A 24,693-nucleotide genomic window follows, 5' to 3' on the forward strand; every position below is an offset into this window, starting at 1 on the left:
AGAGCAAAACGGTGTTGAATGGAATGAAGATGGATCGTTGGCAAACTGTTAATAATGTGGTGGTCGTGGGGCTAGGTATGACGGGCCTCTCGGTGGTTAACTACCTTTTGAGCTTAGATCGCTCGCTCATGATTAAGGTGATCGACACGCGGGAAAACCCGCCAGGTCGAGAGCATTTAAGCTCGCAAGTTGAGCTACATTGTGGTGGCTGGAACCAAGCTTGGCTATTTGACGCTGACCTGATTGTTACTAATCCGGGTATTGCTTTAGCTACGCCAGAGATTCAACAGGCGTTAGCACGACATATTCCCGTGGTGGGCGATATTGAGCTCTTTGCTTGGCAGGTGGATAAGCCTGTTATCGCTATCACAGGAGCCAACGGCAAGAGCACAGTGACGGATTTAACCGGAGTACTTGCTAAAGCTGCTGGGGTTAAGGTTGCCGTTGGCGGCAATATTGGTGTGCCTGCTTTAGATCTACTTCAGCAAGAGGCCGATCTTTATGTGCTGGAGCTCTCAAGCTTCCAGCTAGAAACGACCTCAAGTTTAAAACTCGTCTCTGCTGCCTTTCTCAATCTGACAGAAGATCATATGGATCGCTACGATGGTATGGAATCGTATCGCCAAGCTAAATTGCGCATTTTTAAGTATGCGCAAGCGGCGGTCGTGAACGCCGATGATAGCCAGACGGAACCTCCCTCATTTTCAGGTCACATCGCACGTTTTTCCGTTGAACATGACGCGGACTATTGCACGCAAATGATTGATGGCAAATCGTTCTTAGTGGCGAAAGGCACGCCATTGTTAGCAAGCGAAGAACTCAGCTTAGTGGGACGACACAATAGTGCTAACGTGCTCACTGTGCTCGCACTGCTCGATTTGGCGGGTGTTGATTACTCATCTGCGCTTGATGCATTGAAATCTTACCGCGGGCTGACACATCGTTGTCAGGTTGTTGCTGATAATCACGGCGTAAAATGGGTCAATGACTCGAAAGCGACCAATGTCGCAAGCACTCAAGCGGCGTTGTCGGGGTTAAATTGCCAAGGGACTTTGTATCTGCTTGTGGGGGGCGTTGGCAAGGGCGCTGATTTCTCGCCATTAGCACCGATACTAAAAACATTGAACGTAAAACTGTGCTGTTTTGGCGTTGACGGTGGGCAATTCATGCCACTGCATCCATCGGCTCAGTTCTATTCATCGATGGAAGAGATTATCGTATCGATCAAACCGCAGCTGCGTCGTGGTGATATGGTGATGCTTTCGCCTGCTTGTGCCAGTTTTGATCAGTTTAAAAACTTTATGTCCAGAGGTGACGCCTTTGCCGAGCTTGCACAGCGTTACGCTTAATCAACAGGAAATTGCATTTTGTCCTTTTCAAGCCTCATCAAAATGACTCGTCAATGGTTTCAGAGCCAAGCGCCTGAAGCCTTGTTTGATCGTCAATTGGTATGGATTGCTTTAGGTTTGATGCTGACTGGGCTTGTGATGGTGACATCGGCTTCGTTTCCTATCAGTTCGCGTTTAACGGATCAACCGTTTCACTTTATGTTTCGTCACGCCATTTTCTTGATGCTGGCCATCGTAACATCAAGTGTGGTGTTGCAAGTGCCAATGAAACGTTGGATGCAATACAGCTCGGTGCTACTTGGCGTCTCTTTTATGCTGCTGATTGTGGTTTTGCTCGCGGGCAAATCGGTCAATGGTGCATCGCGTTGGATCCCTTTGGGGTTATTTAACCTGCAACCAGCAGAGGTCGCGAAACTGTCACTGTTTATTTTCATGGCTGGTTACTTAGTTCGTAAACAAGATGAAGTGAGGCAAACCTTTTTTGGTGGTTTTATGAAACCGATTATGGTGTTTGGAACCTTGGCTATCTTGCTACTTGGTCAGCCAGATTTGGGAACCGTGGTTGTGATGCTTGTGACTCTGTTTGGTATGCTGTTTATTGCTGGGGCCAAACTGTCACAATTTATTGCGCTCATGGTGGCTGGAATTGTTGCGGTAATCGCACTGATTGCGGCAGAGCCTTACCGTATTCGCCGTGTGACTTCATTTCTTGACCCGTGGGAAGACCCGTTTGGCAGCGGTTATCAATTGACTCAATCTTTGATGGCCTTTGGTCGTGGAGAGTGGTTTGGTCAAGGGCTTGGTAACTCGATTCAAAAGCTAGAGTACTTACCTGAAGCGCACACTGATTTCGTATTTGCAGTGCTGGCTGAAGAGCTCGGTTTTGTTGGCGTTGTACTGGTTCTACTGCTGATTTTTAGTCTGGTGCTTAAAGCGGTGTTTATCGGTAAAAAAGCCTTTGAGCATGATCAGCAATTTGGTGGTTATTTGGCCTTTGGTATTGGAATTTGGTTTGCATTTCAAACACTCGTCAATGTGGGTGCTGCAGCGGGTATGGTGCCGACTAAGGGCCTAACGCTGCCCTTGATCAGTTACGGCGGTTCAAGCTTAATTATTATGTCGGTTGCGGTGTCGATCTTATTGAGAATTGATCATGAATGTCGACTCAAAGATCGCAATCGAGTGTCTATAGAAAAAGAATCCAATGATAAACAATAAACGTTTAATGGTTATGGCTGGTGGCACGGGGGGACATGTTTTTCCCGGCCTAGCTGTGGCTAAACAGCTCCAACAGCAAGGTTGGGAGATCCGCTGGCTAGGGACTGCGGATCGGATGGAAGCAGAATTAGTGCCTAAACATGGTATTGAGATCGACTTTATTCAGGTCAAAGGTTTACGTGGTCAAGGCATAGGGTGTTTGCTGAAAGCGCCTTTTCAAATTGTGAACGCGATTTTTCAAGCGCGTCGTTATTTGAAGCAGTGGCAACCTGATGCGGTGCTCGGCATGGGCGGATACGTCAGTGGCCCTGGTGGCGTGGCAGCGTGGTCTATGGGAATTCCCGTTGTGCTTCACGAGCAAAATGCCGTAGCAGGGTTAACCAACCGTTGGCTTTCGAAAATTGCCAAACGCGTATTTCAAGCCTTCCCCGGTGCCTTTACTGAGGCGCAAGTCGTAGGTAACCCTGTACGTCAAGATGTCGCTACATTACCCGCACCGCAAGTGCGCTTTGCTGAGCGAAATGAACCGATCCGCATTCTCGTGATGGGCGGCAGCCAAGGTGCGCAGATTCTGAACCGAACTTTGCCTGACGTACTAGCTGTGCTTGGCGATGATTACCAAGTTTGCCATCAAGCAGGCAAGAATAATCAACAGTCGGTTGAGCAAGCTTATCGCGCGCTTCAGATCAAAAATGCACACGTTACCGAGTTCATTGAGGATGTGGCTGGCGCTTATGCGTGGGCTGATTTACTGGTGTGCCGCTCGGGAGCATTAACGGTTTCTGAAGTGGCAGCGGCCGGTGTTGGCGCTATATTTATCCCTTTTATGCATAAAGACCGACAGCAAGCGCTTAACGCGGATCACTTAGTCGCTTGTGGTGCGGCCAAAATGATTGAACAGCCGCAGCTCACAGTAGAAAAACTAGCGCAAGAGATTGCTTCTCTTGAGCGTCATGATCTGCTGTTGATGGCGCAACAAGCGCGTGCAGCCGCACAACTGGATGCTGATAAAGTCGTTGCTGACGCTATCATCGCACTTACCCAATAACGAGAAATTTTTCATGACCATTAAACATACTCAAGATTTAGCTCAAATCCGTGCCATGGTGCCAGAGATGCGCCGCGTCAAGTGTATTCACTTTGTCGGTATTGGTGGGGCGGGAATGAGCGGAATTGCAGAAGTATTGCTCAATGAAGGCTACCAAATTACCGGCTCTGATCTCGCTTCCAACCCTGTGACTGAAAGATTGGCAAGTAAAGGGGCTATCATTTATATCGGTCATCAAGCCACTAATATTGAACTCGCCAGCGTGGTGGTAGTCTCTACTGCAATCGATGAGCTAAATCCTGAACTGAAAGCGGCGCGTGAGCAACGCATTCCTATTGTTCGTCGTGCAGAAATGTTGGCGGAATTAATGCGTTTTCGTCATGGCATTGCGGTGGCTGGTACGCATGGTAAAACAACGACTACGGCATTGGTTACGCAAATTTATTCTGAGGCTGGTTTAGATCCCACGTTTGTTAATGGCGGGTTAGTCAAAAGCGCTGGCACCAATGCGCGTTTGGGTTCAAGTCGGATTTTGATTGCTGAAGCTGACGAAAGTGATGCTTCATTCCTTCATCTTCAGCCTATGGTTAGTATCGTGACTAACATCGAAGCTGATCACATGGATACGTATGGCGGTGATTTTGAAACGCTCAAACAGACCTTCATCGATTTCTTACACAACCTGCCATTTTATGGTCAGGCGATATTATGTATTGATGATCCTGTTGTGCGTGAAATCATCCCACGTATCAGCCGTCAAGTGATCACCTACGGTTTTGCCGATGATGCAGATGTCAGGATTGAGAATTACCATCAGCAGGGGCAACAAGGCCAGTTTACGGTCGTCAGACAGGGACGAGCCAATTTGGATATCACGCTTAATATTCCAGGTCGTCATAATGCGCTTAATGCCTCCGCGGCTATTGCAGTGGCAACGGAAGACGACATCAGCGATGAAGCGATTTTAAAAGCGATGGCTAGCACCCAAGGTACGGGACGTCGTTTTGATCATCTGGGCGAGTTTGATACGGGCAATGGGGTTGCGATGCTCGTTGATGATTATGGTCATCATCCGACCGAGGTGGGCGTGACTATTAAGGCGGCGCGTAGTGGTTGGCAAGAAAAACGGCTAGTGATGATTTTCCAACCCCATCGCTACAGTCGAACTCGCGATCTGTATGATGATTTTGCTAATGTACTGGAGCAAGTCGATGTGCTGATCATGCTCGATGTCTATGCAGCAGGAGAAAAGCCGATTGCGGGAGCCGATGGTCGAGCGTTGTGCCGAACGATACGCAGTCGCGGTAAAATCGATCCTATTTTTGTTCCCGACAGTACCATACTGCCTTCGATTCTGGCTAATGTATTACAAGATGGTGACCTCGTGCTGACGCAAGGTGCTGGGGATATCGGCAAGGTAGCGAAACATTTAGCGGGACTCGAACTGAATATCAGTAAAATGCAACAGGTTTAATTTAAATGGCTTATTTGTGTATCAATATTGAATAACATGGTATCCAGTCCAGATTTATTACTTTCAATGTTTGATACTTTCAGCGACCTCAGTATAATCCGGAGGTTAAAGTCAGTGCTTTTACCTCTATTGTGAACCAAATAGGGCATGCGATTGCGATTTAGAAACAGGAACATCAGGCTTTGTTAATGAATGTGTTCGATGAAAGCCGAGCTGTGTCCCGTTCGCCACTCATAAAAGATCACGCCGCTGGCGCTATTTTTTTATTTGTGGTGTTGTTGCTGATAAGTTCACTCATTTATTCAACACTCAGTTGGATGTGGGACGAACAGAGGCTACCGCTTTCAAAAATTGTTCTACAAGGTGACTTGCAATACGTATCTTCGCTAGATGTGCAGCGCGCTTTTGCTCAGTTGGATCATATCGGTACTTTCATGTCGCAAGATATTAACGTACTTCAATCGAGTGTACAGGTCATCCCGTGGGTGGCCCATGCATCGATTCGTAAACAATGGCCTGACACAATAAAAGTGTTTCTGACAGAGTATAGAGCGGTAGCGATTTGGAATGGCAACGCTTTGTTAGACGGATATGGCACGGTATTTAATGGTGATATTGGTCAATTGAACGGCGATAGAGTGAAACTTTATGGCCCGCAAGGAACCAGTCACGAAGTACTGGATGTTTGGAATAAAACGAACCCTAAGTTTCAATCATTAAACTTAAATATATCGTCACTGTTACTCAACGATCGTCGAGCGTGGCAAATAATTTTAGATAATGGCATTCGCTTAGAGTTAGGTAAAGAATCACTAGATGAGCGAGTTGCACGTTTTATTTCGCTGTATAAGAATTTAGGTAATAAAGCTGAACAAGTTAGCTATATCGATCTTAGATATGATACAGGAGCCGCAGTAGGTTGGTTTCCTGAACAAGAAGCACAAGAGAGTAAAAATGACTAAGACCGCTGATGACAACATTATTGTTGGTCTTGATATAGGCACTGCCACCGTGTCAGCTTTAGTCGGTGAAATACTGCCTGACGGTCAAATTAATATTATTGGCGCTGGTACGAGCCCATCCCGTGGGATGGATAAAGGGGGAGTTAACGATCTTGAATCGGTCGTTAAGTCTGTCCAAAGAGCGGTTGACCAAGCAGAATTAATGGCGGAATGCCAAATTAGTAATGTGTTTCTCTCTCTATCTGGGCGACATATTGCGAGCCGTATTGAAAAAGGCATGGGAACTATTTCGGATGAAGAAGTTTCTCAAGAAGATATGGATCGAGCGATTCATACCGCCAAATCAATAAAAATTGGGGAAGAGCAAAGAATATTGCATGTCATTCCTCAAGAATTTACGATTGATTACCAAGAGGGAATTAAAAACCCGCTTGGTTTATCAGGTGTGCGCATGGAAGTGAGCGTGCATCTTATTTCTTGTCATAATGATATGGCGAGAAATATTATCAAAGCGGTAGAACGCTGTGGTTTAAAAGTTGAACAACTGGTTTACTCTGGTTTAGCGGCAAGTAATGCAGTTATTACGGAAGATGAGCGAGAGTTAGGCGTGTGCGTGATTGATATAGGCGCAGGCACTATGGATGTTGCTATCTGGACCGGTGGTGCGTTACGACATACTGAAGTGTTTTCTTATGCAGGAAACGCAGTAACCAGTGATATTGCTTTTGCATTTGGCACACCAGTCAGTGATGCTGAAGAGATTAAAGTAAAATATGGCTGTGCGCTGAGTGAATTGGTGAGCAAAGATGATACCGTTAACGTCCCAAGTGTAGGAGGAAGACCTTCGCGAAGTTTGCAAAGACAAACCTTGTCGGAAGTGATTGAACCTCGCTACACTGAATTAATGGGATTAGTTAACCAAACTATAGATACTGTCCAAGACAAATTGCGCAAAAATGGTATTAAACACCATTTAGCGGCTGGTGTTGTTTTAACTGGCGGCGCTGCGCAAATTGAAGGTTTGGTTGAGTGTGCGGAACGCGTTTTCCGCAATCAAGTTCGCGTAGGCAAGCCTTTAGAGGTGAGTGGCCTTACAGATTACGTAAAAGAGCCGTATCATTCTACGGCGGTTGGTTTACTTCATTATGCGAAAGAGAGCCAAATTAATGACGACACGGAATACAGCGAACCGAAACGCCAATCCATGTCGAGCTTAATTGGTCGTTTGCGTAACTGGATACAAAAAGAGTTTTAACCTGAGTTGCAGGGAAAACGGAGATAACACATGTTTGAACCGATGATGGAAATGTCTGACGATGCTGTAATTAAAGTCGTTGGAGTTGGTGGTGGTGGTGGTAACGCTGTTGAACACATGGTGCGTGAGTCCATCGAAGGCGTGGAATTCATCAGTGTCAATACCGATGCGCAAGCACTTCGTAAAACAAGCGTAAGTAGCGTCATTCAAATTGGTGGTGATATCACTAAAGGTTTGGGTGCTGGTGCAAACCCGCAAGTTGGACGTGATGCAGCTCTAGAAGACAGAGAAAGAATTAAAGAAGTTCTGATGGGTGCCGATATGGTGTTTATCGCAGCTGGTATGGGCGGTGGTACAGGTACAGGTGCTGCTCCTGTTATTGCAGAAGTTGCCAAAGAACTGGGTATCTTAACCGTAGCGGTTGTCACGAAACCTTTCAGTTTTGAAGGAAAAAAACGTTTGGCATTTGCTGAGCAAGGTATTGAAGAGTTGTCAAAACACGTTGACTCTTTGATTACCATTCCTAATGAAAAACTACTGAAAGTGTTAGGTCGTGGTATTACCTTACTTGAAGCATTTGCGAGTGCGAATGATGTACTTAAAAATGCAGTGCAAGGTATTGCAGAGCTAATTACACGCCCAGGCATGATTAACGTGGACTTTGCTGACGTACGTACTGTGATGTCAGAAATGGGCCACGCGATGATGGGTAGTGGAGTAGCTCGCGGCGAAGATCGTGCTGAAGAAGCGGCAGAGATGGCAATTTCTAGCCCTCTTTTGGAAGATATTGATCTTGCAGGCGCTCGTGGCGTGTTGGTCAATATTACTGCTGGTTTGGATATGCGACTAGACGAATTCGAAACCGTCGGTAATACTGTTAAGGCGTTTGCGTCTGACAATGCGACAGTTGTCATCGGTACTTCGTTAGATCCTGATATGGCAGACGAAATTCGCGTGACTGTCGTTGCAACGGGTATTGGCAATGAGAAAAAGCCAGACATTACTTTAGTTGCAGGCGGTAAAGCCAAAGTCGCACCAGCAGTTCAACCACAAATGGTTCAGCAAGCAGCGAAAATCGAAGAAAAAACGGCACAGCCTTTGCAAGAAAGAGCAGAAGTGAAACCGCAATCAGCATCGTCGTCAACTGTTTCATCTTCTTCCGGTGCAAGCCAAAATACGGCACCGAAAGCAGATAAGGAAAATGGATATCTTGATATCCCAGCATTTTTACGTCGTCAGGCTGATTAACAATTAGACATAATTTGACACTGTTCAAAATTATGGTAGCATTCGCGGTCGGTGCTTTACCGACCGTGTTTTGTCGCACTGACATAGAGGCAAGTAGATGATCAGACAACGAACTCTGAAAGAAATAGTGAAAACAACTGGGGTGGGCTTACACTCTGGTCGTAAAGTCACATTAACGCTTCGCCCTGCTGCTGCAAACACTGGGATCATTTACCGCCGTACTGATGTCAATCCTCCAGTAGACTTCCCTGCGGATCCTGAATCTGTTCGCGATACCATGCTATGTACTGCTTTGGTCAACGATGAAGGTATTCGTATCTCTACTGTTGAGCACTTAAATGCAGCATTAGCGGGCATGGGAATCGACAACGTTATCATCGAAGTTGACGCACCTGAAATTCCTATTATGGATGGTAGTGCTAGCCCATTTGTTTACTTGCTACAACAAGCGGGCATTCAAACGCTGAATACACCAAAACGTTTTATTAGAATTAAGAAACCAGTTCGATTTGAAGATGGTGATAAGTGGGCGGAACTTGTACCCCATAACGGTTTTCGTATGGATTTTGAGATTGACTTTCAACATCCTGCTATCGATTCTGATGAACAACGCATGGTGTTTGATTTTTCCTCGCAAGGTTTCGTCAAAGAAATTTCAAGAGCTCGTACTTTTGGTTTCATGCGTGACATTGAGTACCTACAATCGCAAAACCTCTGTTTAGGTGGTAGCTTTGATTGCGCCATCGTATTAGATGAATACCGTATTCTTAATGAAGAAGGTTTGCGTTTTGCCAATGAGTTTGTCACTCATAAAGTATTGGATGCCATTGGTGACTTGTACATGTGTGGTCACTCCATTGTGGGTGAGTTCCGTGCTTATAAATCAGGCCATGGTTTAAATAACCAGCTACTGCGTGCGGTCTTAGCCGACCAAGAGGCGTGGGAATGGGCTACTTTTGAAGAAGAAGTTGGCTCTCCAGTGGCGTTTGCTGAACCAAATATGGTTCTCGCTTAATCGCAATTTTTAAATAAAAAGGCCAGACAGTTGTCTGGCTTTTTTATTTGTACTAATTCATTGATGACGCTTATTTGGGCCTAGCCAATTTCGCCAAATTTTCCAAACGTTTTTTGACTTTAGGGGAAGCGCTACTCGCCACCATCAGTAATGCCTGGGCCGTATTTTCAGATAGTGGTGGGCGAGCGACCGTTTCTTTTTCTTCTTTCATACCACGATTACGATAGAGCGCTGGGTTTATCTTGAGCTCAATGCTGATCAATTTGGCAAATCCTTGGTTGCGTAACTGATTCAAAATGTGTAATCGGTCATAATCAAGCTTCATTTTTATTGATGCACTGGCCACTTCAACGATTAAGTGACCACCGCGCACATTAGCGGCTCGGACATGATCGGCCGTTCCTTTAGGAAGCAACTTATTGAGCACTTTATTTAAAGCGAGGATCTCGGTGGCATGTTGCTGTATTTTCTTTAGAGATGAATCGCTGATCAGCTCTTTCGTTAACGTGGGACGGTGATCGCGCATAGTGTCTCCCTCTTAAGTTGCAATTCAATTCTATTGTGGTGCCTATGATGCGTATAGTAATAAATCCATTTTATTGCTTAAACAGTGCTCAAAAAGCGTAAAAATATTAAGTGTGCTTCAAACAAATAGTTTTGCTATTGGTTGTTGCCGCAAAAATTCCTTACACTATGCGTTACATAATTATTTAATACCTTGAAAATAAACCTCACCGTCACAATATCTGTGATACATGATTTATCTCAGTATCCTTAGTTCAAAACTGGTAGAGACTGACGGCATTAAGAGTAGATCGAAAACGATCTAATAAAGAGAGATTCCTGACACATGATAACTAAGCTACTGACAAAGGTTATTGGCAGTCGCAATGACAGAACGCTGCGCCGCCTTAAAAAAATTGTCAAAGAGATCAACAGCTACGAGCCTACTTTTGAAGCACTAACTGATGAAGAATTAAAAGCCAAAACGGTTGAGTTTCGTCAACGTTTAGAGCAAGGTGAAACCTTAGACCAATTACTTCCTGAAGCATTTGCCACCGTGCGTGAAGCGTCCAAGCGCGTATATGGTATGCGTCACTTCGACGTACAGTTGATCGGCGGTATGGTTCTCAACGCGGGTCAAATCGCAGAAATGCGCACTGGTGAAGGTAAAACGTTAACCGCGACTTTACCTGCGTATCTCAATGCCTTGCCTGGCAAAGGCGTGCACATTGTTACTGTCAACGATTATCTTGCTAAACGTGACGCAGAAACAAACCGCCCACTGTTTGAGTTTTTAGGCATGACGGTCGGTATTAACGTACCCAATATGCCACCACAAGAGAAAAAACTTTCTTATCAAGCCGATATTCTTTACGGGACCAATAACGAGTTTGGTTTCGATTACTTACGCGACAACATGGCTTTCCGTAAAGAAGATCGTGTACAGCGTGAACGTTTCTTTGCCGTAGTCGATGAAGTAGACTCGATTCTTATTGATGAAGCGCGAACGCCGTTGATCATCTCGGGTCCTGCAGAAGATAGTTCTGAGTTGTACATCCGCATTAATACCCTCATTCCACTTCTGCAAAAGCAAGATAAAGAAGATTCTGAAGAGTATCGTGGTGATGGTCACTACACGGTTGACGAAAAATCAAAACAAGTTCATTTGACTGAAACGGGTCAAGAATTTGTTGAAGAGTTGATGGTGAAAAATGGTTTGATGGAAGAGGGCGATACTCTTTATTCACCCACGAACATTAGCTTACTTCACCACGTCAATGCCGCATTGCGTGCGCATGTGTTATTTGAGAAAAACGTTGATTACATCGTGACAGAAGAGGGCGAAGTGGTCATCGTTGATGAGCACACTGGCCGCACTATGCCAGGTCGTCGTTGGTCTGAAGGTTTACACCAAGCTGTCGAGGCGAAAGAAGGTGTTAAAATCCAAAACGAGAACCAGACTCTTGCGTCGATCACCTTCCAAAACTATTTCCGTTTATACGAAAAACTTTCTGGTATGACGGGCACTGCCGATACCGAAGCGTTCGAATTCCAATCGATTTACGGTTTGGAAACCGTGGTGATACCAACCAATAAACCTATGGTTCGTGATGATATGCCTGATGTGGTGTATCGCACTGAAGCTGAAAAATTTGCGGCGATCATTGAAGACATCAAAGCGCGTGTTGCGAAAGGTCAGCCAACGCTAGTCGGTACGGTTTCGATTGAGAAATCTGAACTACTTTCTAATGCGTTGAAGCAAGCTAAAGTGAAACATAACGTGCTTAACGCGAAATTCCATGAAAAAGAAGCAGAAATTGTAGCGCAAGCGGGTATTCCGGGCGCGGTGACGATTGCGACTAACATGGCTGGTCGTGGTACTGATATTGTATTGGGCGGCAGCTGGCAGGCACAAATTGAGCAGCTAGAGAATCCAACACAAGAACAGATCGATGAGATCAAAGCGAAGTGGAAAGAGGTTCATAACCAAGTGTTAGCCGCTGGTGGTCTGCACATTATTGGTACTGAACGCCACGAATCTCGTCGTATCGATAACCAGTTACGTGGTCGTTCTGGTCGTCAAGGGGATGCGGGTTCTTCACGTTTTTATCTATCGATGGAAGATTCACTGCTGCGTATCTTCACCTCAGATCGTATGGCAAGCCTTATCCAAAGTGGTATGGATGAAGGTGAAGCGATCGAAAGTAAGATGCTTTCTCGCTCGATTGAAAAAGCGCAACGTAAAGTCGAAGGACGTAACTTTGATATTCGTAAACAGCTTCTTGAATACGATGATGTTGCTAACGATCAACGTAAAGTAGTTTATGAGCTGCGTGATGAGCTCATGGAAGCAGACGATATCAGCGAAATGATTGAGCAGAATCGTCAAGATGTTCTGACTTCCGTTATTGACGAATACATTCCGCCACAATCACTTGAGGATATGTGGGATGTTAAAGGATTGGAAGATCGTTTGAAAAACGATTTTGATTTAGAGCTGCCATTACAGCAATGGCTAGATGCTGATGATAAATTGTACGAAGAAGCGCTGCGCGAACGTATTCTTGAACAAGCGGTTAGTGTGTATCGTGAAAAAGAGAAAGCAGTTGGGGCTTCTGTTCTGCGTAATTTTGAAAAATCGGTCATGCTACAAACTCTGGATACCTTGTGGAAAGAGCATCTAGCGGCGATGGATCATTTGCGCCAAGGCATCCACCTACGTGGCTACGCGCAGAAAAACCCAAAACAAGAGTACAAGCGTGAGTCATTTGAGCTGTTTGAAGAACTATTGAATTCTTTAAAAACCGATGTGATTACTATCTTGTCGAAGGTGCGCGTACAACAGCAAGAAGAAGTTGAACGTATGGAAGCACAGCGTCAAGCGCAAGCGGAAGAAGCCGCGCGTCGCCAACAGTTCCAGCACCAAAGTGCCGACAGTTCGGTTGCAGATGAAGCTTCTGAAGATCAAGGGCACCAGCCTATGGTTCGTGAAGAGCGTAAAGTTGGTCGTAATGAGCCTTGCCCTTGTGGTAGCGGTAAAAAGTACAAACAGTGCCACGGACAGATCAACTGATCCCTTGGATGATCACCCAAGAGTCGCTTAGGCGACTCTTTTTTTAACTCAATATTTCTCATCTTTATTTTCTAGGTTGGGAAGTCGGCGAATCGGAGTCTTTATGAAACGTGTTCATATTGTTGCGGCTATTATCTTCAATAGCGATAAATCAGAAATTTACATTACCAAACGACCAGATCATCTTCACAAAGGCGGTTTTTGGGAGTTCCCTGGCGGCAAAGTTGAAGCGGGAGAAACGATTGAACAAGCCATTTGCCGCGAGCTAGATGAAGAGATTGGTATTCATGTTACTGAGCAATCTCCTTACCAATACCTTGAGTTTGACTATTCAGACAAGTCCTTAACTTTTGATTTTATTTGCGTGACACAATTTGATCATCAGCCGTATGGTAAAGAAGGGCAGCAAGGAGAATGGGTAGCGGTTTCTGAGTTGGCAAACTATTCATTTCCTGAAGCCAATGCGCCCATCGTCGAGCGCGTCATGAAAGAGTTTGCCTAAGTCGCTAGCCACCACAAGCAAATGTTGATAGTTTACAGAAACACCTTGAACGAAGAGAAACGATGCAAGCTTAAGCTGATGTCGTCACAATGGAGAATAACGCAATGGTGAGAATTGCGATTGCAGGAGCGGCGGGTCGAATGGGCCGCAATTTGGTGAAAGCCACTTATCAAAATAACCATGCTCGAGTGGGTGCGGGCTCAGAGCGTCCTGAGTCCTCGTTGGTTGGTGTTGATATCGGTGAGTTATGCGGTGAAGGGCGATTTGATATCGCCTTGGTGGATAACCTAGAAAATGCCGTAGAGAACTTCGATGTCATCATTGATTTTACAGCTCCTGTGAGCACCTTAGCCAATATTGAGTTATGCAAAAAACACGGTAAGAAGCTAGTGATTGGCACAACGGGCTTTTCTGATGCTGAAAAAGCACAAATCAATGCTGCCGCACAGCAGGTTGCGATTGTCATGGCTCCTAACTACAGCGTTGGGGTTAACCTTGTTTTCAAGCTGCTTGAAAAAGCGGCTAGAGTGATGGGCGATTACTGTGATATCGAGATCATTGAAGCCCACCATCGTCATAAAGTGGATGCTCCGTCAGGAACCGCAATTGGTATGGGAGAGGCGATTGCTCATGCCATGGGTAACCAACTGAGTGACGTTGCTGTCTATGCGCGAGAAGGTATTACCGGTGAGCGTACTAAAAATGAGATTGGTTTTGCTACGATTCGTGCCGGCGATATCGTGGGTGAGCATACCGCGATGTTCGCGGATATTGGCGAACGTGTAGAAATTACCCATAAAGCGACGGATCGCATGACTTTTGCCAACGGTGCAGTGAGAGCGGCGGTTTGGCTTGCTGATAAACCTGCCGGTTTTTATAGCATGGCTGATGTGTTAGGTTTGAACGATCTTTGATTACATAATTATGCGTCAGTGTTTGCTGGCGCATCTTTGTTACACCTCTTTTTACCGATTTAATTATCTCTCTTTATTTTCACTTTACTGACTTACTTTTGTTGTATTTTTAGTTGGTATTGCTTTCTTTTTGTTTTAGATCTCTGAAATTGCACTTATTCTCTGCTTGATTAACGTTTGCGTGATTTTGTTTATCGTTGATTGTTTAAAATGCATCAAAGAGTTTCAGTTTGCTGATTCTAATTCCTCCATTCTCATTTTTTTACTCATCAAACCTATTTTTTTACTGTCTTAGGTTCGCTTTTTATCTCTAACGCTTTAAATGTTGCCTTAATTTATTATGAAATGTTGACAGTAATCATAGTGGTCATTAGAATACCGCCAATTTGTCTAAATCACCCTATGGCGCGACTCTATGGCCTTAAGGAAGACGGATTTGCAGTTTAATTTATATTTTTTGCATTTTTATTCTGGAGGTTGTCTTGAGTAAGTCAGCACTGTTAGTCCTAGAAGATGGGACGGTGTTCCACGGTGTATCCATTGGCGCTGATGGAATATCCGTTGGTGAAGTCGTCTTTAATACCTCGATGACGGGGTACCAAGAAATCCTCACTGATCCTTCCTATTCTCAACAAATCGTTACTCTTACTTACCCCCACATAGGCAATACCGGAACCAATTCCGAAGACGAAGAATCCTCTTCTATCCATGCACAAGGCCTTGTGATTCGCGATCTCCCTCTTATCGCTTCTAACTTCCGTAATGAACTTTCCCTTTCTGACTACCTTAAATCACAAAATATTGTGGGCATTGCCGATATCGACACGCGCAAGCTAACGCGCATTTTGCGTGAAAAAGGAGCTCAGAATGGCTGCATTATGGCAGGTGACCATTTAGATGAAGCATTGGCGCTGGTAAAAGCCAAAGAGTTCCCCGGTTTAAAAGGAATGGATCTTGCGAAAGAAGTTACAACAAAAGAAGCGTACCAATGGAAACAAGGTTCGTGGACGCTCGAAGGTGGACTTCCTGAAGCGAAAGATGACAGCGAGTTGCCCTATCACGTTGTTGCCTACGATTTCGGTGCAAAGCGCAATATCCTCCGTATGTTGGTTGACCGAGGATGCCGCCTAACTGTGGTACCAGCACAAACCTCGGCAGAAGAAGTTCTAGCGCTGAAACCTGATGGTGTCTTTTTATCAAATGGCCCTGGCGACCCAGAACCATGTACTTATGCGATTGAAGCAACCAAAGTGTTCTTAGAGAAAGGACTGCCTATTTTTGGTATCTGTTTAGGACATCAAATTTTGGCATTGGCGTCTGGTGCAAAAACAGTAAAAATGAAATTTGGCCACCATGGCGCGAACCATCCAGTGAAAGATTTGGATCGTAATGTGGTGATGATTACGGCACAAAACCACGGTTTTGCTGCTGATGAGGCAACGCTGCCTATCACACTTCGTGCAACGCACAAATCGCTATTTGATGGTTCACTACAAGGAATTCACCGCACCGATAAGCCAGCCTTTAGCTTTCAGGGACACCCTGAAGCGAGTCCTGGCCCGCACGATGCCGCCCCTTTGTTTGACCATTTTATTGAACTAATTAAAAAGCACACAGCGTAATTCGGAGTAGTAGACAATGCCAAAACGTACTGACATTAAAAGTATTCTAATTCTAGGTGCTGGCCCGATTGTAATCGGTCAGGCTTGTGAGTTTGACTACTCTGGCGCTCAAGCATGTAAAGCCCTGCGTGAAGAGGGTTACCGAGTGATTTTGGTCAACTCGAACCCTGCCACTATCATGACTGACCCAGAGATGGCCGATGCGACTTATATTGAGCCTATCCATTGGGAAGTAGTGCGTAAAATCATCGAAAAAGAGCGCCCAGACGCGGTATTACCGACCATGGGTGGCCAAACTGCATTGAACTGTGCACTTGAACTGGAAAAGCATGGTGTTCTGGCTGAGTTTGGCGTTGAGATGATTGGCGCAACGGCTGATGCGATTGATAAAGCGGAAGATCGTTCTCGCTTTGATAAAGCGATGAAGTCAATCGGCTTAGCTTGTCCTCGCGCTGATACGGCAAAAACGATGGAAGAAGCTTACCGCGTTCAAGAGATGGTGGGCTTCCCTTGCATTATTCGCCCTTCATTTACCATGGGTGGAACCGGCGGCGGTATCGCTTACAACAAAGAAGAGTTTGAAGAGATTTGCCGCCGTGGCCTTGATCTTTCGCCAACCAACGAGTTGTTGATTGATGAATCACTCATCGGTTGGAAAGAGTACGAAATGGAAGTGGTTCGCGATAAAGCGGACAACTGCATCATAGTCTGTGCGATTGAAAACTTTGACCCAATGGGTATTCACACGGGTGACTCGATCACGGTAGCTCCTGCGCAAACGCTAACTGACAAAGAATATCAGATCATGCGTAACGCATCGCTAGCCGTACTGCGTGAAATCGGTGTGGAAACGGGTGGTTCGAACGTACAGTTTGGTATCAACCCGAAAGATGGCCGCATGGTGATCATCGAGATGAACCCACGTGTTTCTCGCTCTTCGGCTCTTGCATCGAAAGCGACGGGCTTCCCTATTGCCAAAGTTGCAGCCAAATTGGCGGTAGGTTTCACACTTGATGAGTTAATGAACGACATTACTGGTGGTGCAACCCCAGCGTCGTTTGAGCCAACTATTGATTATGTTGTGACGAAAATCCCTCGCTTTAACTTCGAAAAATTTGCCGGTGCTAACGATCGCTTAACCACGCAAATGAAGTCGGTGGGCGAAGTGATGGCGATTGGTCGTAATCAACAAGAATCGCTGCAAAAAGCACTGCGTGGGCTGGAAATTGGCGTAAACGGCCTAGACGAAATGGTTGATTTAGACGCGCCAGATGCACTGACTAAAATTCGCCATGAGCTGAAAGAAGCGGGTGCTGAGCGTATTTGGTATATCGCAGATGCTTTCCGCGCTGGTTTGTCTGTGGATGGGGTCTTTAACCTGACTAACGTTGATCGCTGGTTCTTGGTACAAATCGAAGAACTGGTCAAAATGGAACAAGAAGTCAAAGCGGGCGGTTTTGCTGGCTTAAATGCGGATGTTCTACGCAAGATGAAGCGCAAAGGTTTTGCGGATGCGCGTCTCTCTTCACTGCTTGGCGTGGCTGAAAGTGAAATTCGTCGTATGCGTGACCAATATAATATTCATCCGGTTTACAAGCGTGTCGATACTTGTGCGGCGGAGTTTTCGTCTGATACGGCTTACATGTACTCCTCTTATGATGACGAATGTGAAGCACAACCGACCGATAGAGACAAAATCATGGTGCTCGGCGGTGGTCCAAACCGTATTGGTCAAGGTATCGAATTTGATTACTGTTGTGTTCACGCCTCACTCGCGCTACGCGAAGATGGTTATGAAACCATCATGGTTAACTGTAACCCTGAAACTGTTTCAACAGATTATGACACCTCCGATCGCCTCTATTTTGAACCAGTGACACTCGAAGATGTATTGGCGATTGTTCGTGTTGAAAAACCTAAAGGCGTCATCGTGCAATACGGTGGTCAAACACCACTGAAATTGGCTCGTGCACTTGAAGCCGCTGGAGTGCCTATCATTGGTACTAGCCCAGATGCGATTGACCGCGCCGAAGATCGTGAGCGTTTCCAACAAGCGGTTGATCGTTTAGGTCTGCTGCAGCCAGAAAACGCAACAGTGACCACAATGGAACAGGCGATTGAAAAATCGAAAGACATCGGCTTCCCGCTGGTGGTACGCCCGTCTTACGTTCTTGGTGGCCGCGCGATGGAAATCGTCTATGACGAACAAGATCTGCGTCGTTACTTTAACGAAGCCGTCAGTGTGTCGAACGAATCACCAGTACTGCTTGATCGCTTCCTCGATGATGCAATTGAAGTCGATATCGATGCGATTTGTGATGGTGAGCGTGTCGTCATTGGCGGCATCATGGAGCACATCGAACAAGCGGGTGTTCACTCTGGTGACTCAGCTTGCTCTCTACCGGCTTACACGTTAAGCCAAGAAATCCAAGATGTGATGCGTGAACAAGTTGAGAAGCTGGCGTTTGAATTAGGCGTTCGTGGTTTGATGAACACACAGTTTGCGGTTAAAGATAATCAAGTTTACCTGATTGAAGTTAACCCTCGTGCCGCTCGTACTGTACCGTTTGTGTCAAAAGCAACGGGCGCACCGCTTGCCAAAATTGCCGCGCGCGTGATGGCAGGGCAGTCTCTAGAGTCACAAGGCTTTACTAAAGAGATCATTCCTCCTTATTACTCAGTGAAAGAAGTGGTTCTGCCATTTAATAAATTCCCTGGTGTTGACCCACTGCTTGGCCCTGAAATGCGTTCAACGGGTGAAGTGATGGGTGTGGGTGCAACGTTTGCTGAAGCTTATGCAAAAGCGGAATTAGGTTGCGGTAATGTTTATCCTGAAGGCGGCCGAGCTCTGCTCTCTGTACGTGAAGGTGATAAACAGCGTGTGGTTGATTTAGCGTCGAAACTGGTGAAATTAGGTTATCAGCTTGATGCTACCCACGGTACAGCTGTAATTTTAGGTGAAGCCGGTATTAACCCACGTTTGGTGAATAAAGTGCATGAAGGTCGCCCTCATATTCTTGACCGTATTAAGAATAATGAATACACCTACATCATTAATACAGCCGAGGGGCGTCAAGCGATTGAAGATTCTAAAGTTCTTCGTCGTGGAGCATTAGCACAAAAAGTCAACTACACCACAACACTGAATGCTGCCTTTGCAACCTGTATGTCTCATACGGCCGATGCGAAGTCATCAGTTACGTCAGTGCAAGAGTTACACGCGCAAGTGAAAGCACACTTAGCATAAGCGTTAAAAAATAATAAATCAGTAGGTCTAAGACCTACATGACAACCTCATTGCCCGCTGAATTAAGCGGGCTTTTTTTATTCGGCCGAATTGAATCGTTTTACCAATGAAGAAGAGATTTGGCTTAGAGGATAGCTTTTTAATTAATGAAAAATGGGAATGGGTTGTTGTCTTGGTTTTCGCTGTTTTCACCTTTTAAGTGGTGCTATTGTTGGTTTTTATTGTTCAATGCGTTGATAAGAAATGGAACTTTCACTGGAAGTATTAGGCCTGTTGTTTTTGGTTGCAGGGATTGCAGGGATTGCAGGGATTGCAGGGTTCATTGATGCGATGGCTGGCGGTGGCGGTTTGCTTACTTTGCCGGCTTTGCTGGCAGTAGGCGTGCCACCGACTCAAGCGCTGGCTACCAATAAGCTGCAAAGCTCATTTGGCAGTTTCTCCGCCACTTGGTATTTTGTACGCAATGGCATTGTAAACCTAAAAGAGATGAAGTTGGCGATAGCTTGTACTTTTATCGGCGCTGCGTGTGGGGCTGAACTTGTGCAGCATATGGATGCCAGTTTGTTGACCAGCTTAATCCCGCTGTTGCTGATCGGTATTTCGCTCTATTTTCTACTTGCACCCGCGACCAAAACCCACAATGGGCCTGCTCCATTGTCTGAAACGGCTTTTGCTTTTACGGTCGGTTTTGGTATCGGTTTTTATGATGGTTTTTTCGGTCCGGGCACCGGGTCTATTTTTACGGTCTGTTTTGTCGTATTTGGTCATTTTTCGTTGATTGAAGCGACTGCAAGAACCAAGGTTCTCAACTTCACTTCAAACATTGCTGCGCTGCTTTTTTTTGTTATTGCTGGCTTGCCGATTTGGAAGATAGGGCTGGTGATGGCCGTTGGTGGTTTTTTAGGTGCGAGAATGGGCGCAAAGATAGTGGTGACTAAAGGGCAGAAATGGATCCGCCCATTAGTTATTGTGATGTCGATGTTGATGGCAATAAAACTTCTTTGGCAACAGCATCAGCAATGGTTGTTATCAATCTTTTGACCCTTGGCGAGCGATAACTATTGCTGCGCAGACAGAGATGAACAGGCCGAACCAAAGGTTGCAGTTCATCAAAATCAAAGTAATAGCGAGGTTCAATGTTCAGCGCTTTAATCACTGAAAGTGGTACTAAAGCAGGCGTCATGCCTCCTAATGCCAATTGCGCTGCGGCCGTATACGAATCCATTTCCATCTGCGGCGTGATGGCGAGTTTCGCCAATATATCGACTTGATAGGCGTTCGCTGGGTTGGATAAATCATTGGTAACGAGCTGTTTAGGTAACGAAGATAAGGGTGTTTGGCTGACAATGTAAAAGGGTTCATCTACCAGATGAAACGTCATTAGCCCATGATTAACGGGTAAGTAGCCTGCGCAAAATCCTAATGTCGCTTTGCCTGATTGAACGTGCTGAACAATCCTCGGCGTATGGTTCGTGGTGATGGTGATGAACTTATCGTGCTTGAGGTACTGCCCCATGGTGGTATTAATATAGCCAGCGACTAACGTTTCTGAGCAGTCTATCCTGATCAGTGTGGCATCCGTAAAAGATTGCTGATCGAAAATTAAACCGCATAACTCACTAAAGCTTGGGCCAATAGTTTCAACCAAGGCCTGTGCATCTGTGGTTAATTTAATCTGTCGGCCATCAGGCTCAATCAGCTTTTTACCGACCCTTTTTTCTAAATTAGCAATCCGCTTACTAACGGCGGACTGGCTAATGTAGAGTAGGCTGCCCGTACGCCCCATGGTTTTTTCTTTGCTCAGCACCAGCAAAGTTTCGATACCTTCTAGCAACATAATTAATGACGATGAGGAATAGATTAGCTCATCTTATCGCAAAGCGACCATAACCCATAGCGTCTGTACATGTTACTGTTTGTGGTTTTGATGAAATCGGCTTTATTTATTCAGTGCAAAAGTGGGCAGTGATAAGTGCCAGCGGATCGCTCCAAGTCGAATGATTAAGGTTGAGGCGACTCCGGCCAGAAAGGCGCTTGAGCTATCGTAGCCCATCGCTAGTGCTGTGGTATGAAACAGACCGCCGATGATACAAGCTGTAGCATAGACTTCGCTGCGTAGCACCATTGGAATCTCACGGGCCAGTACATCACGAATAATACCGCCGCCACAGCCCGTGATAACGCCCATGATTACCGCAACCATGGCCGAGTCTTGATAGTTCATCGCCTTTTCAACACCAATGCCAACAAACACGGCTAAACCGATTGCATCACAAACGGGTAAGATCCACCAAGCAACGCGTTTAGGCCTGCGAACCAGCAGCATGGTGAGTAAACAAGTGATGAAAATGACCCAAAGATAAGTGGTGTCTTTTATCCAGAAAACTGGCGTCGCACCCAATGCCATATCACGAATTGTTCCACCGCCAATTGCAGTAACGCTCGCAAGCACGACCACGCCAAACGGGTCCATTTTTAATCGACCAGCTAATAATACGCCAGAAATGGCAAAGATAGCCGTACCAAATAAGTCAATAAGATAGAGCAGCATGGAGTCCATGTTACTGGGTTCTCTTTAGTCGTTAATGGAACAAAATTCGGGCAGGAATTGTACGAGATTTTATTACGCAAGCGTTAGCGTTTTTGGCGAACGACGGAAAAGTACTCACACACTTCTTCTATCGCTTGCAGTGTTCTGGGCGTTGGTCGATTTAACCAATCTGAGGTCAGTGCCCACACAAACCCGTTTTGTACAGCGGGTAGTTGCTGTTGCCACTTTTGCCACATCGTGCCATTTTTTATCGCATGTTCAGAGGTGAAAATTACATCAGGTTTAGCCAGCAGCACTTGCTCAATCCCAACTTGAGGGTAGGGGGATGCGCTGTTGGCAAAAATATTTTCGCCGCCACAAAATTCAAAGACCTCACTGGGCCAACTGCCTTTGGCCAGTGTGATGATCGGTTTTTCACTGAGTTGATAGAAATAACGAACTTTACTTTGGCTGCCATAACTCTGTTTCAGAGTGATGAGTGATTGACGAAAATCACGCGCCGCTTGCTGGCCGATACTCGGATCATCGGCAAATTGGCTAAGTGCTTCAATATTATTGGCAATGTCATCGAGTTTTTGAGTTTTTGTCGTATAAATCCTCAGCCCTAACTGCTCTAATTTATCGAGCTCCTTCGCCGGATTGCCCGCAGGCCAAGCAATCACTAAATCCGGTTTTAGGGTAAGAATGCGCTCTATATTCAACCCTTGGTAATTGGCCACTTTTTCGAGTTTGAGTGCTTGTGCTGGGTAGTCACTGTACTCGCTGACGGCCACCAATTTATCACCAAGGCCAGCCGAAAAGGCCAATTCCGTGGCATGAGGGGCTAAGCTAATGATGCGTTTAACTTGCGCTTGAACTGGAAAAGCTACGCACAGCGTGACGACAATATTGAGAAACAGTAAACGCATCTAAAATCCTTGATGGACGAGCAGCAGTATCGCGCTCTCTAATGCTATCCACGCGAAAATACGCCAAGCTAACAGTTTTTGGATTTGCGCAAGGTGGAAGGCTGATGGGGCGATACGTCCGCCTATTTTTACGCGCAGGGCTTTTTTATCACCGTAGATAGCTGGGCCACCTAAGGCCAGTGATAGTTTATTGCCGACGGCGGTTAACAGCCATGCAGGCCCCGGGAGTGGCCATAAGCGGCTTTGTTGTAACATGGCTGAGAAGGTGTTTGATGCGTTGCGACCAATGATAATCAATAGGCTAAATAGGCGCAGTGGCACAAAGTCAAGCACAGCCAGCAAGCGTACCGATGGAATACCAAAAGGATGAAACGCCGCTCGCGAAGGCGCCCAAGCTCTGGCGAGTTCAGCGATGAGACGGTACATCAACGCGCCAATACCGCCAAGACAGGCGTACCAAAATAGCACTGCAATCACGTTGCGCCCATAGCCAACAATGACGGTTTCAGCCCCCGCCTTACCTAACCCCAGCGCTGACAAGCTATCGGTTTCACGATTCACAAAAGGGGCAAGCACGCTGCGAGCGTATTTTTTGTCTTCTTTGCTGAGTGCGCCGATAAGCTGATTGGCTAATAATTCTTGGCTACGCCAATCAAATGCGAGTAATAGTAGCGCTAAATCAAATAGTTGAGGTTGCCATACCAAAGGTTTTAACGCGACTAAGGTGACCCATGCGGGTAGGCACATCAATAGCCAAGCCAGTGTGCCGGAAAGTAGGCTTTGTGAATAACTGCTACTGGTATTGACTTTATCCGCTAATATTTCCGCAAATTTTCGCCACAAAGTGACGGGATGAGCGTTACGCGGGATGGGTAAAATAAGATGAAAGGCAACCGCTCCCCACATCACGAGGAGCGTACCGTTGGCATACAAGTAGGTGATTAACTCGTCCATGTTGAGTCTGTCACTGCTTACTTAAGCAGTCTTAAGCAGTTCGACCATCTTAATCACCATTTCTGATGAGCTTTGTGCGGCAAGCGGTAAAAATTCATCAAAGGACATCGGCGACGCTTTATCGGCTACATCTGAAATGGCGCGAACGACCACAAAAGGCACTTTGAATTGGTGGCAAGTTTGTGCAATTGCTGAAGCTTCCATCTCAACCGCAATCACGGTTGGGAAGTGTTGGCGAATAAAGCTTTGACGCTCAGCGGTACAAACGAAAGCATCCCCGGTACAAATCAGGCCGCGTACCGCGTGCTTATCTTTGATGTGTGTGAGTGCTTGTTCTGCAACGCGGATCAATGCATCATCCGCTTTGAAAGCGGCTGGTTGACCTGCCATTTGCCCCATTTCATAGCCAAATGCTGTTACATCGGCATCATGGTGACGAACTTCGCTTGAAATGACTACATCACCCATGGTTAAGCTTGAATCAAAACCACCTGCAGAACCGGTGTTAATCACTACATCTGGTTGGTATTCATTAAGTAAAATAGTGGTGCCAATGGCTGCAGCGACTTTACCAATGCCAGATTGTAGCAGCACCACATCCACCCCATGGATTTGACCTGAAAAATAGGTGCAGCCCGCTTTGCTGACTTGTTGAACATTGTCGATTGCGTTTTTTAATATCGCGACTTCTTGCTCCATCGCGCCAATAATGCCGATTTTCATGAGGTTTCTCTTATTCGGTTAGTAGTAAATATTCGGTTAATAGTAAATATCTGGTGAATATCCCCTTCCTACTTGAAGCCGCAGTGGTGTTTGGCTACGTTCGTTCACCCCAATCACATAGTTTGC

20 protein-coding genes are annotated in these 24,693 nt (G+C 45.8%); 14 read left to right on the forward strand and 6 right to left on the reverse strand.

What is annotated here, in order from left to right; translation table 11 throughout:
- Nucleotides 1-11: 11 nt before the first annotated feature.
- From murD to lpxC, 8 genes are all read left to right on the forward strand, one after another.
- Nucleotides 12-1,349 (forward strand): UDP-N-acetylmuramoyl-L-alanine--D-glutamate ligase, encoded by a 1,338-nt coding sequence (gene murD, locus AACV20_RS03365; protein WP_371319553.1) that lies wholly within the window; start codon nt 12-14, stop codon nt 1,347-1,349.
- Nucleotides 1,350-1,391: 42 nt separating this feature from the next.
- The gene (ftsW, locus tag AACV20_RS03370) at nt 1,392-2,567 is read left to right on the forward strand and encodes a cell division protein FtsW (RefSeq protein ID WP_038148764.1); all 1,176 of its coding nucleotides are present in this window, start codon (nt 1,392-1,394) and stop codon (nt 2,565-2,567) included.
- Nucleotides 2,554-3,615 (forward strand): undecaprenyldiphospho-muramoylpentapeptide beta-N-acetylglucosaminyltransferase, encoded by a 1,062-nt coding sequence (murG, locus tag AACV20_RS03375; protein WP_170906884.1) that lies wholly within the window; start codon nt 2,554-2,556, stop codon nt 3,613-3,615. The genes ftsW and murG overlap by 14 nt, the downstream gene beginning before the upstream one ends.
- A gap of 13 nt (nt 3,616-3,628) precedes the next feature.
- Nucleotides 3,629-5,089: a UDP-N-acetylmuramate--L-alanine ligase gene (gene murC, locus AACV20_RS03380; RefSeq protein WP_088721279.1), complete on the forward strand. Its 1,461-nt coding sequence runs from the start codon at nt 3,629-3,631 to the stop codon at nt 5,087-5,089.
- Between the two features lie 188 nt (nt 5,090-5,277).
- Nucleotides 5,278-6,051 carry a cell division protein FtsQ/DivIB gene (locus AACV20_RS03385; RefSeq protein ID WP_088718004.1) on the forward strand — a complete coding sequence of 258 codons (774 nt, stop codon included), beginning with the start codon at nt 5,278-5,280 and terminating at the stop codon, nt 6,049-6,051.
- Nucleotides 6,044-7,306 (forward strand): cell division protein FtsA, encoded by a 1,263-nt coding sequence (ftsA, locus tag AACV20_RS03390; RefSeq protein WP_010317995.1) that lies wholly within the window; start codon nt 6,044-6,046, stop codon nt 7,304-7,306. Before AACV20_RS03385 ends, ftsA begins: the two co-directional genes overlap by 8 nt.
- A 30-nt stretch (nt 7,307-7,336) precedes the next feature.
- Nucleotides 7,337-8,554, forward strand: coding sequence for a cell division protein FtsZ (gene ftsZ, locus AACV20_RS03395; RefSeq protein WP_017042647.1), 1,218 nt, complete (start codon nt 7,337-7,339; stop codon nt 8,552-8,554).
- 97 nt (nt 8,555-8,651) lie between these two features.
- The gene (gene lpxC / locus AACV20_RS03400) at nt 8,652-9,569 is read left to right on the forward strand and encodes a UDP-3-O-acyl-N-acetylglucosamine deacetylase (protein ID WP_010317993.1); all 918 of its coding nucleotides are present in this window, start codon (nt 8,652-8,654) and stop codon (nt 9,567-9,569) included.
- Nucleotides 9,570-9,639: 70 nt separating this feature from the next.
- Here lpxC and AACV20_RS03405 read toward each other — a convergent pair whose 3' ends face one another.
- Nucleotides 9,640-10,095: a DUF721 domain-containing protein gene (locus AACV20_RS03405; protein WP_017046518.1), complete on the reverse strand. Its 456-nt coding sequence runs from the start codon at nt 10,093-10,095 to the stop codon at nt 9,640-9,642.
- Between the two features lie 324 nt (nt 10,096-10,419).
- On the opposite strand from AACV20_RS03405, the gene secA reads away from it, so the two are divergent.
- From secA to AACV20_RS03435, 6 genes are all read left to right on the forward strand, one after another.
- On the forward strand, nt 10,420-13,146 hold the full coding sequence (secA, locus tag AACV20_RS03410; RefSeq protein ID WP_013856087.1) for a preprotein translocase subunit SecA: 2,727 nt from the start codon (nt 10,420-10,422) through the stop codon (nt 13,144-13,146).
- A gap of 103 nt (nt 13,147-13,249) precedes the next feature.
- Nucleotides 13,250-13,648, forward strand: coding sequence for an 8-oxo-dGTP diphosphatase MutT (mutT, locus tag AACV20_RS03415; RefSeq protein WP_129532729.1), 399 nt, complete (start codon nt 13,250-13,252; stop codon nt 13,646-13,648).
- A gap of 89 nt (nt 13,649-13,737) precedes the next feature.
- Nucleotides 13,738-14,562 (forward strand): 4-hydroxy-tetrahydrodipicolinate reductase, encoded by an 825-nt coding sequence (dapB, locus tag AACV20_RS03420; RefSeq protein WP_170906885.1) that lies wholly within the window; start codon nt 13,738-13,740, stop codon nt 14,560-14,562.
- 482 nt (nt 14,563-15,044) lie between these two features.
- Entirely contained in the window at nt 15,045-16,184 is a 1,140-nt protein-coding gene (gene carA / locus AACV20_RS03425) for a glutamine-hydrolyzing carbamoyl-phosphate synthase small subunit (RefSeq protein ID WP_017047461.1), read from the forward strand.
- 16 nt (nt 16,185-16,200) lie between these two features.
- Nucleotides 16,201-19,431 carry a carbamoyl-phosphate synthase large subunit gene (gene carB, locus AACV20_RS03430; protein WP_017046523.1) on the forward strand — a complete coding sequence of 1,077 codons (3,231 nt, stop codon included), beginning with the start codon at nt 16,201-16,203 and terminating at the stop codon, nt 19,429-19,431.
- Nucleotides 19,432-19,674: 243 nt separating this feature from the next.
- Nucleotides 19,675-20,472, forward strand: coding sequence for a TSUP family transporter (locus AACV20_RS03435; protein ID WP_170906886.1), 798 nt, complete (start codon nt 19,675-19,677; stop codon nt 20,470-20,472).
- Here the strand turns inward: AACV20_RS03435 and AACV20_RS03440 are convergent.
- The 5 genes from AACV20_RS03440 to mtnN all read right to left on the reverse strand — a co-directional run bounded on the left by AACV20_RS03440 (nt 20,396) and on the right by mtnN (nt 24,567).
- On the reverse strand, nt 20,396-21,268 hold the full coding sequence (locus tag AACV20_RS03440; RefSeq protein WP_094125844.1) for a LysR family transcriptional regulator: 873 nt from the start codon (nt 21,266-21,268) through the stop codon (nt 20,396-20,398). The genes AACV20_RS03435 and AACV20_RS03440 overlap by 77 nt on opposite strands.
- Before the next feature lie 102 nt (nt 21,269-21,370).
- Complete coding sequence (locus tag AACV20_RS03445) at nt 21,371-21,991, reverse strand: TRIC cation channel family protein (RefSeq protein ID WP_013856095.1); 621 nt, start codon at nt 21,989-21,991, stop codon at nt 21,371-21,373.
- Nucleotides 21,992-22,065: 74 nt separating this feature from the next.
- A complete protein-coding gene (gene btuF, locus AACV20_RS03450) occupies nt 22,066-22,890 on the reverse strand; it encodes a vitamin B12 ABC transporter substrate-binding protein BtuF (RefSeq protein ID WP_017046527.1) in 825 nt (274 codons plus the stop codon).
- Entirely contained in the window at nt 22,891-23,844 is a 954-nt protein-coding gene (locus tag AACV20_RS03455; protein WP_170898872.1) for a cobalamin biosynthesis family protein, read from the reverse strand. It lies immediately after the preceding gene.
- 21 nt (nt 23,845-23,865) lie between these two features.
- Nucleotides 23,866-24,567: a 5'-methylthioadenosine/S-adenosylhomocysteine nucleosidase gene (gene mtnN, locus AACV20_RS03460; protein WP_170906887.1), complete on the reverse strand. Its 702-nt coding sequence runs from the start codon at nt 24,565-24,567 to the stop codon at nt 23,866-23,868.
- Between the last annotated feature and the right edge of the window lie 126 nt (nt 24,568-24,693).

Origin of the sequence: Vibrio sp. B4-6, assembly GCF_963888245.1 — a bacterium.
In the GTDB taxonomy this organism is placed as follows: Bacteria; Pseudomonadota; Gammaproteobacteria; order Enterobacterales; family Vibrionaceae; genus Vibrio; species Vibrio anguillarum.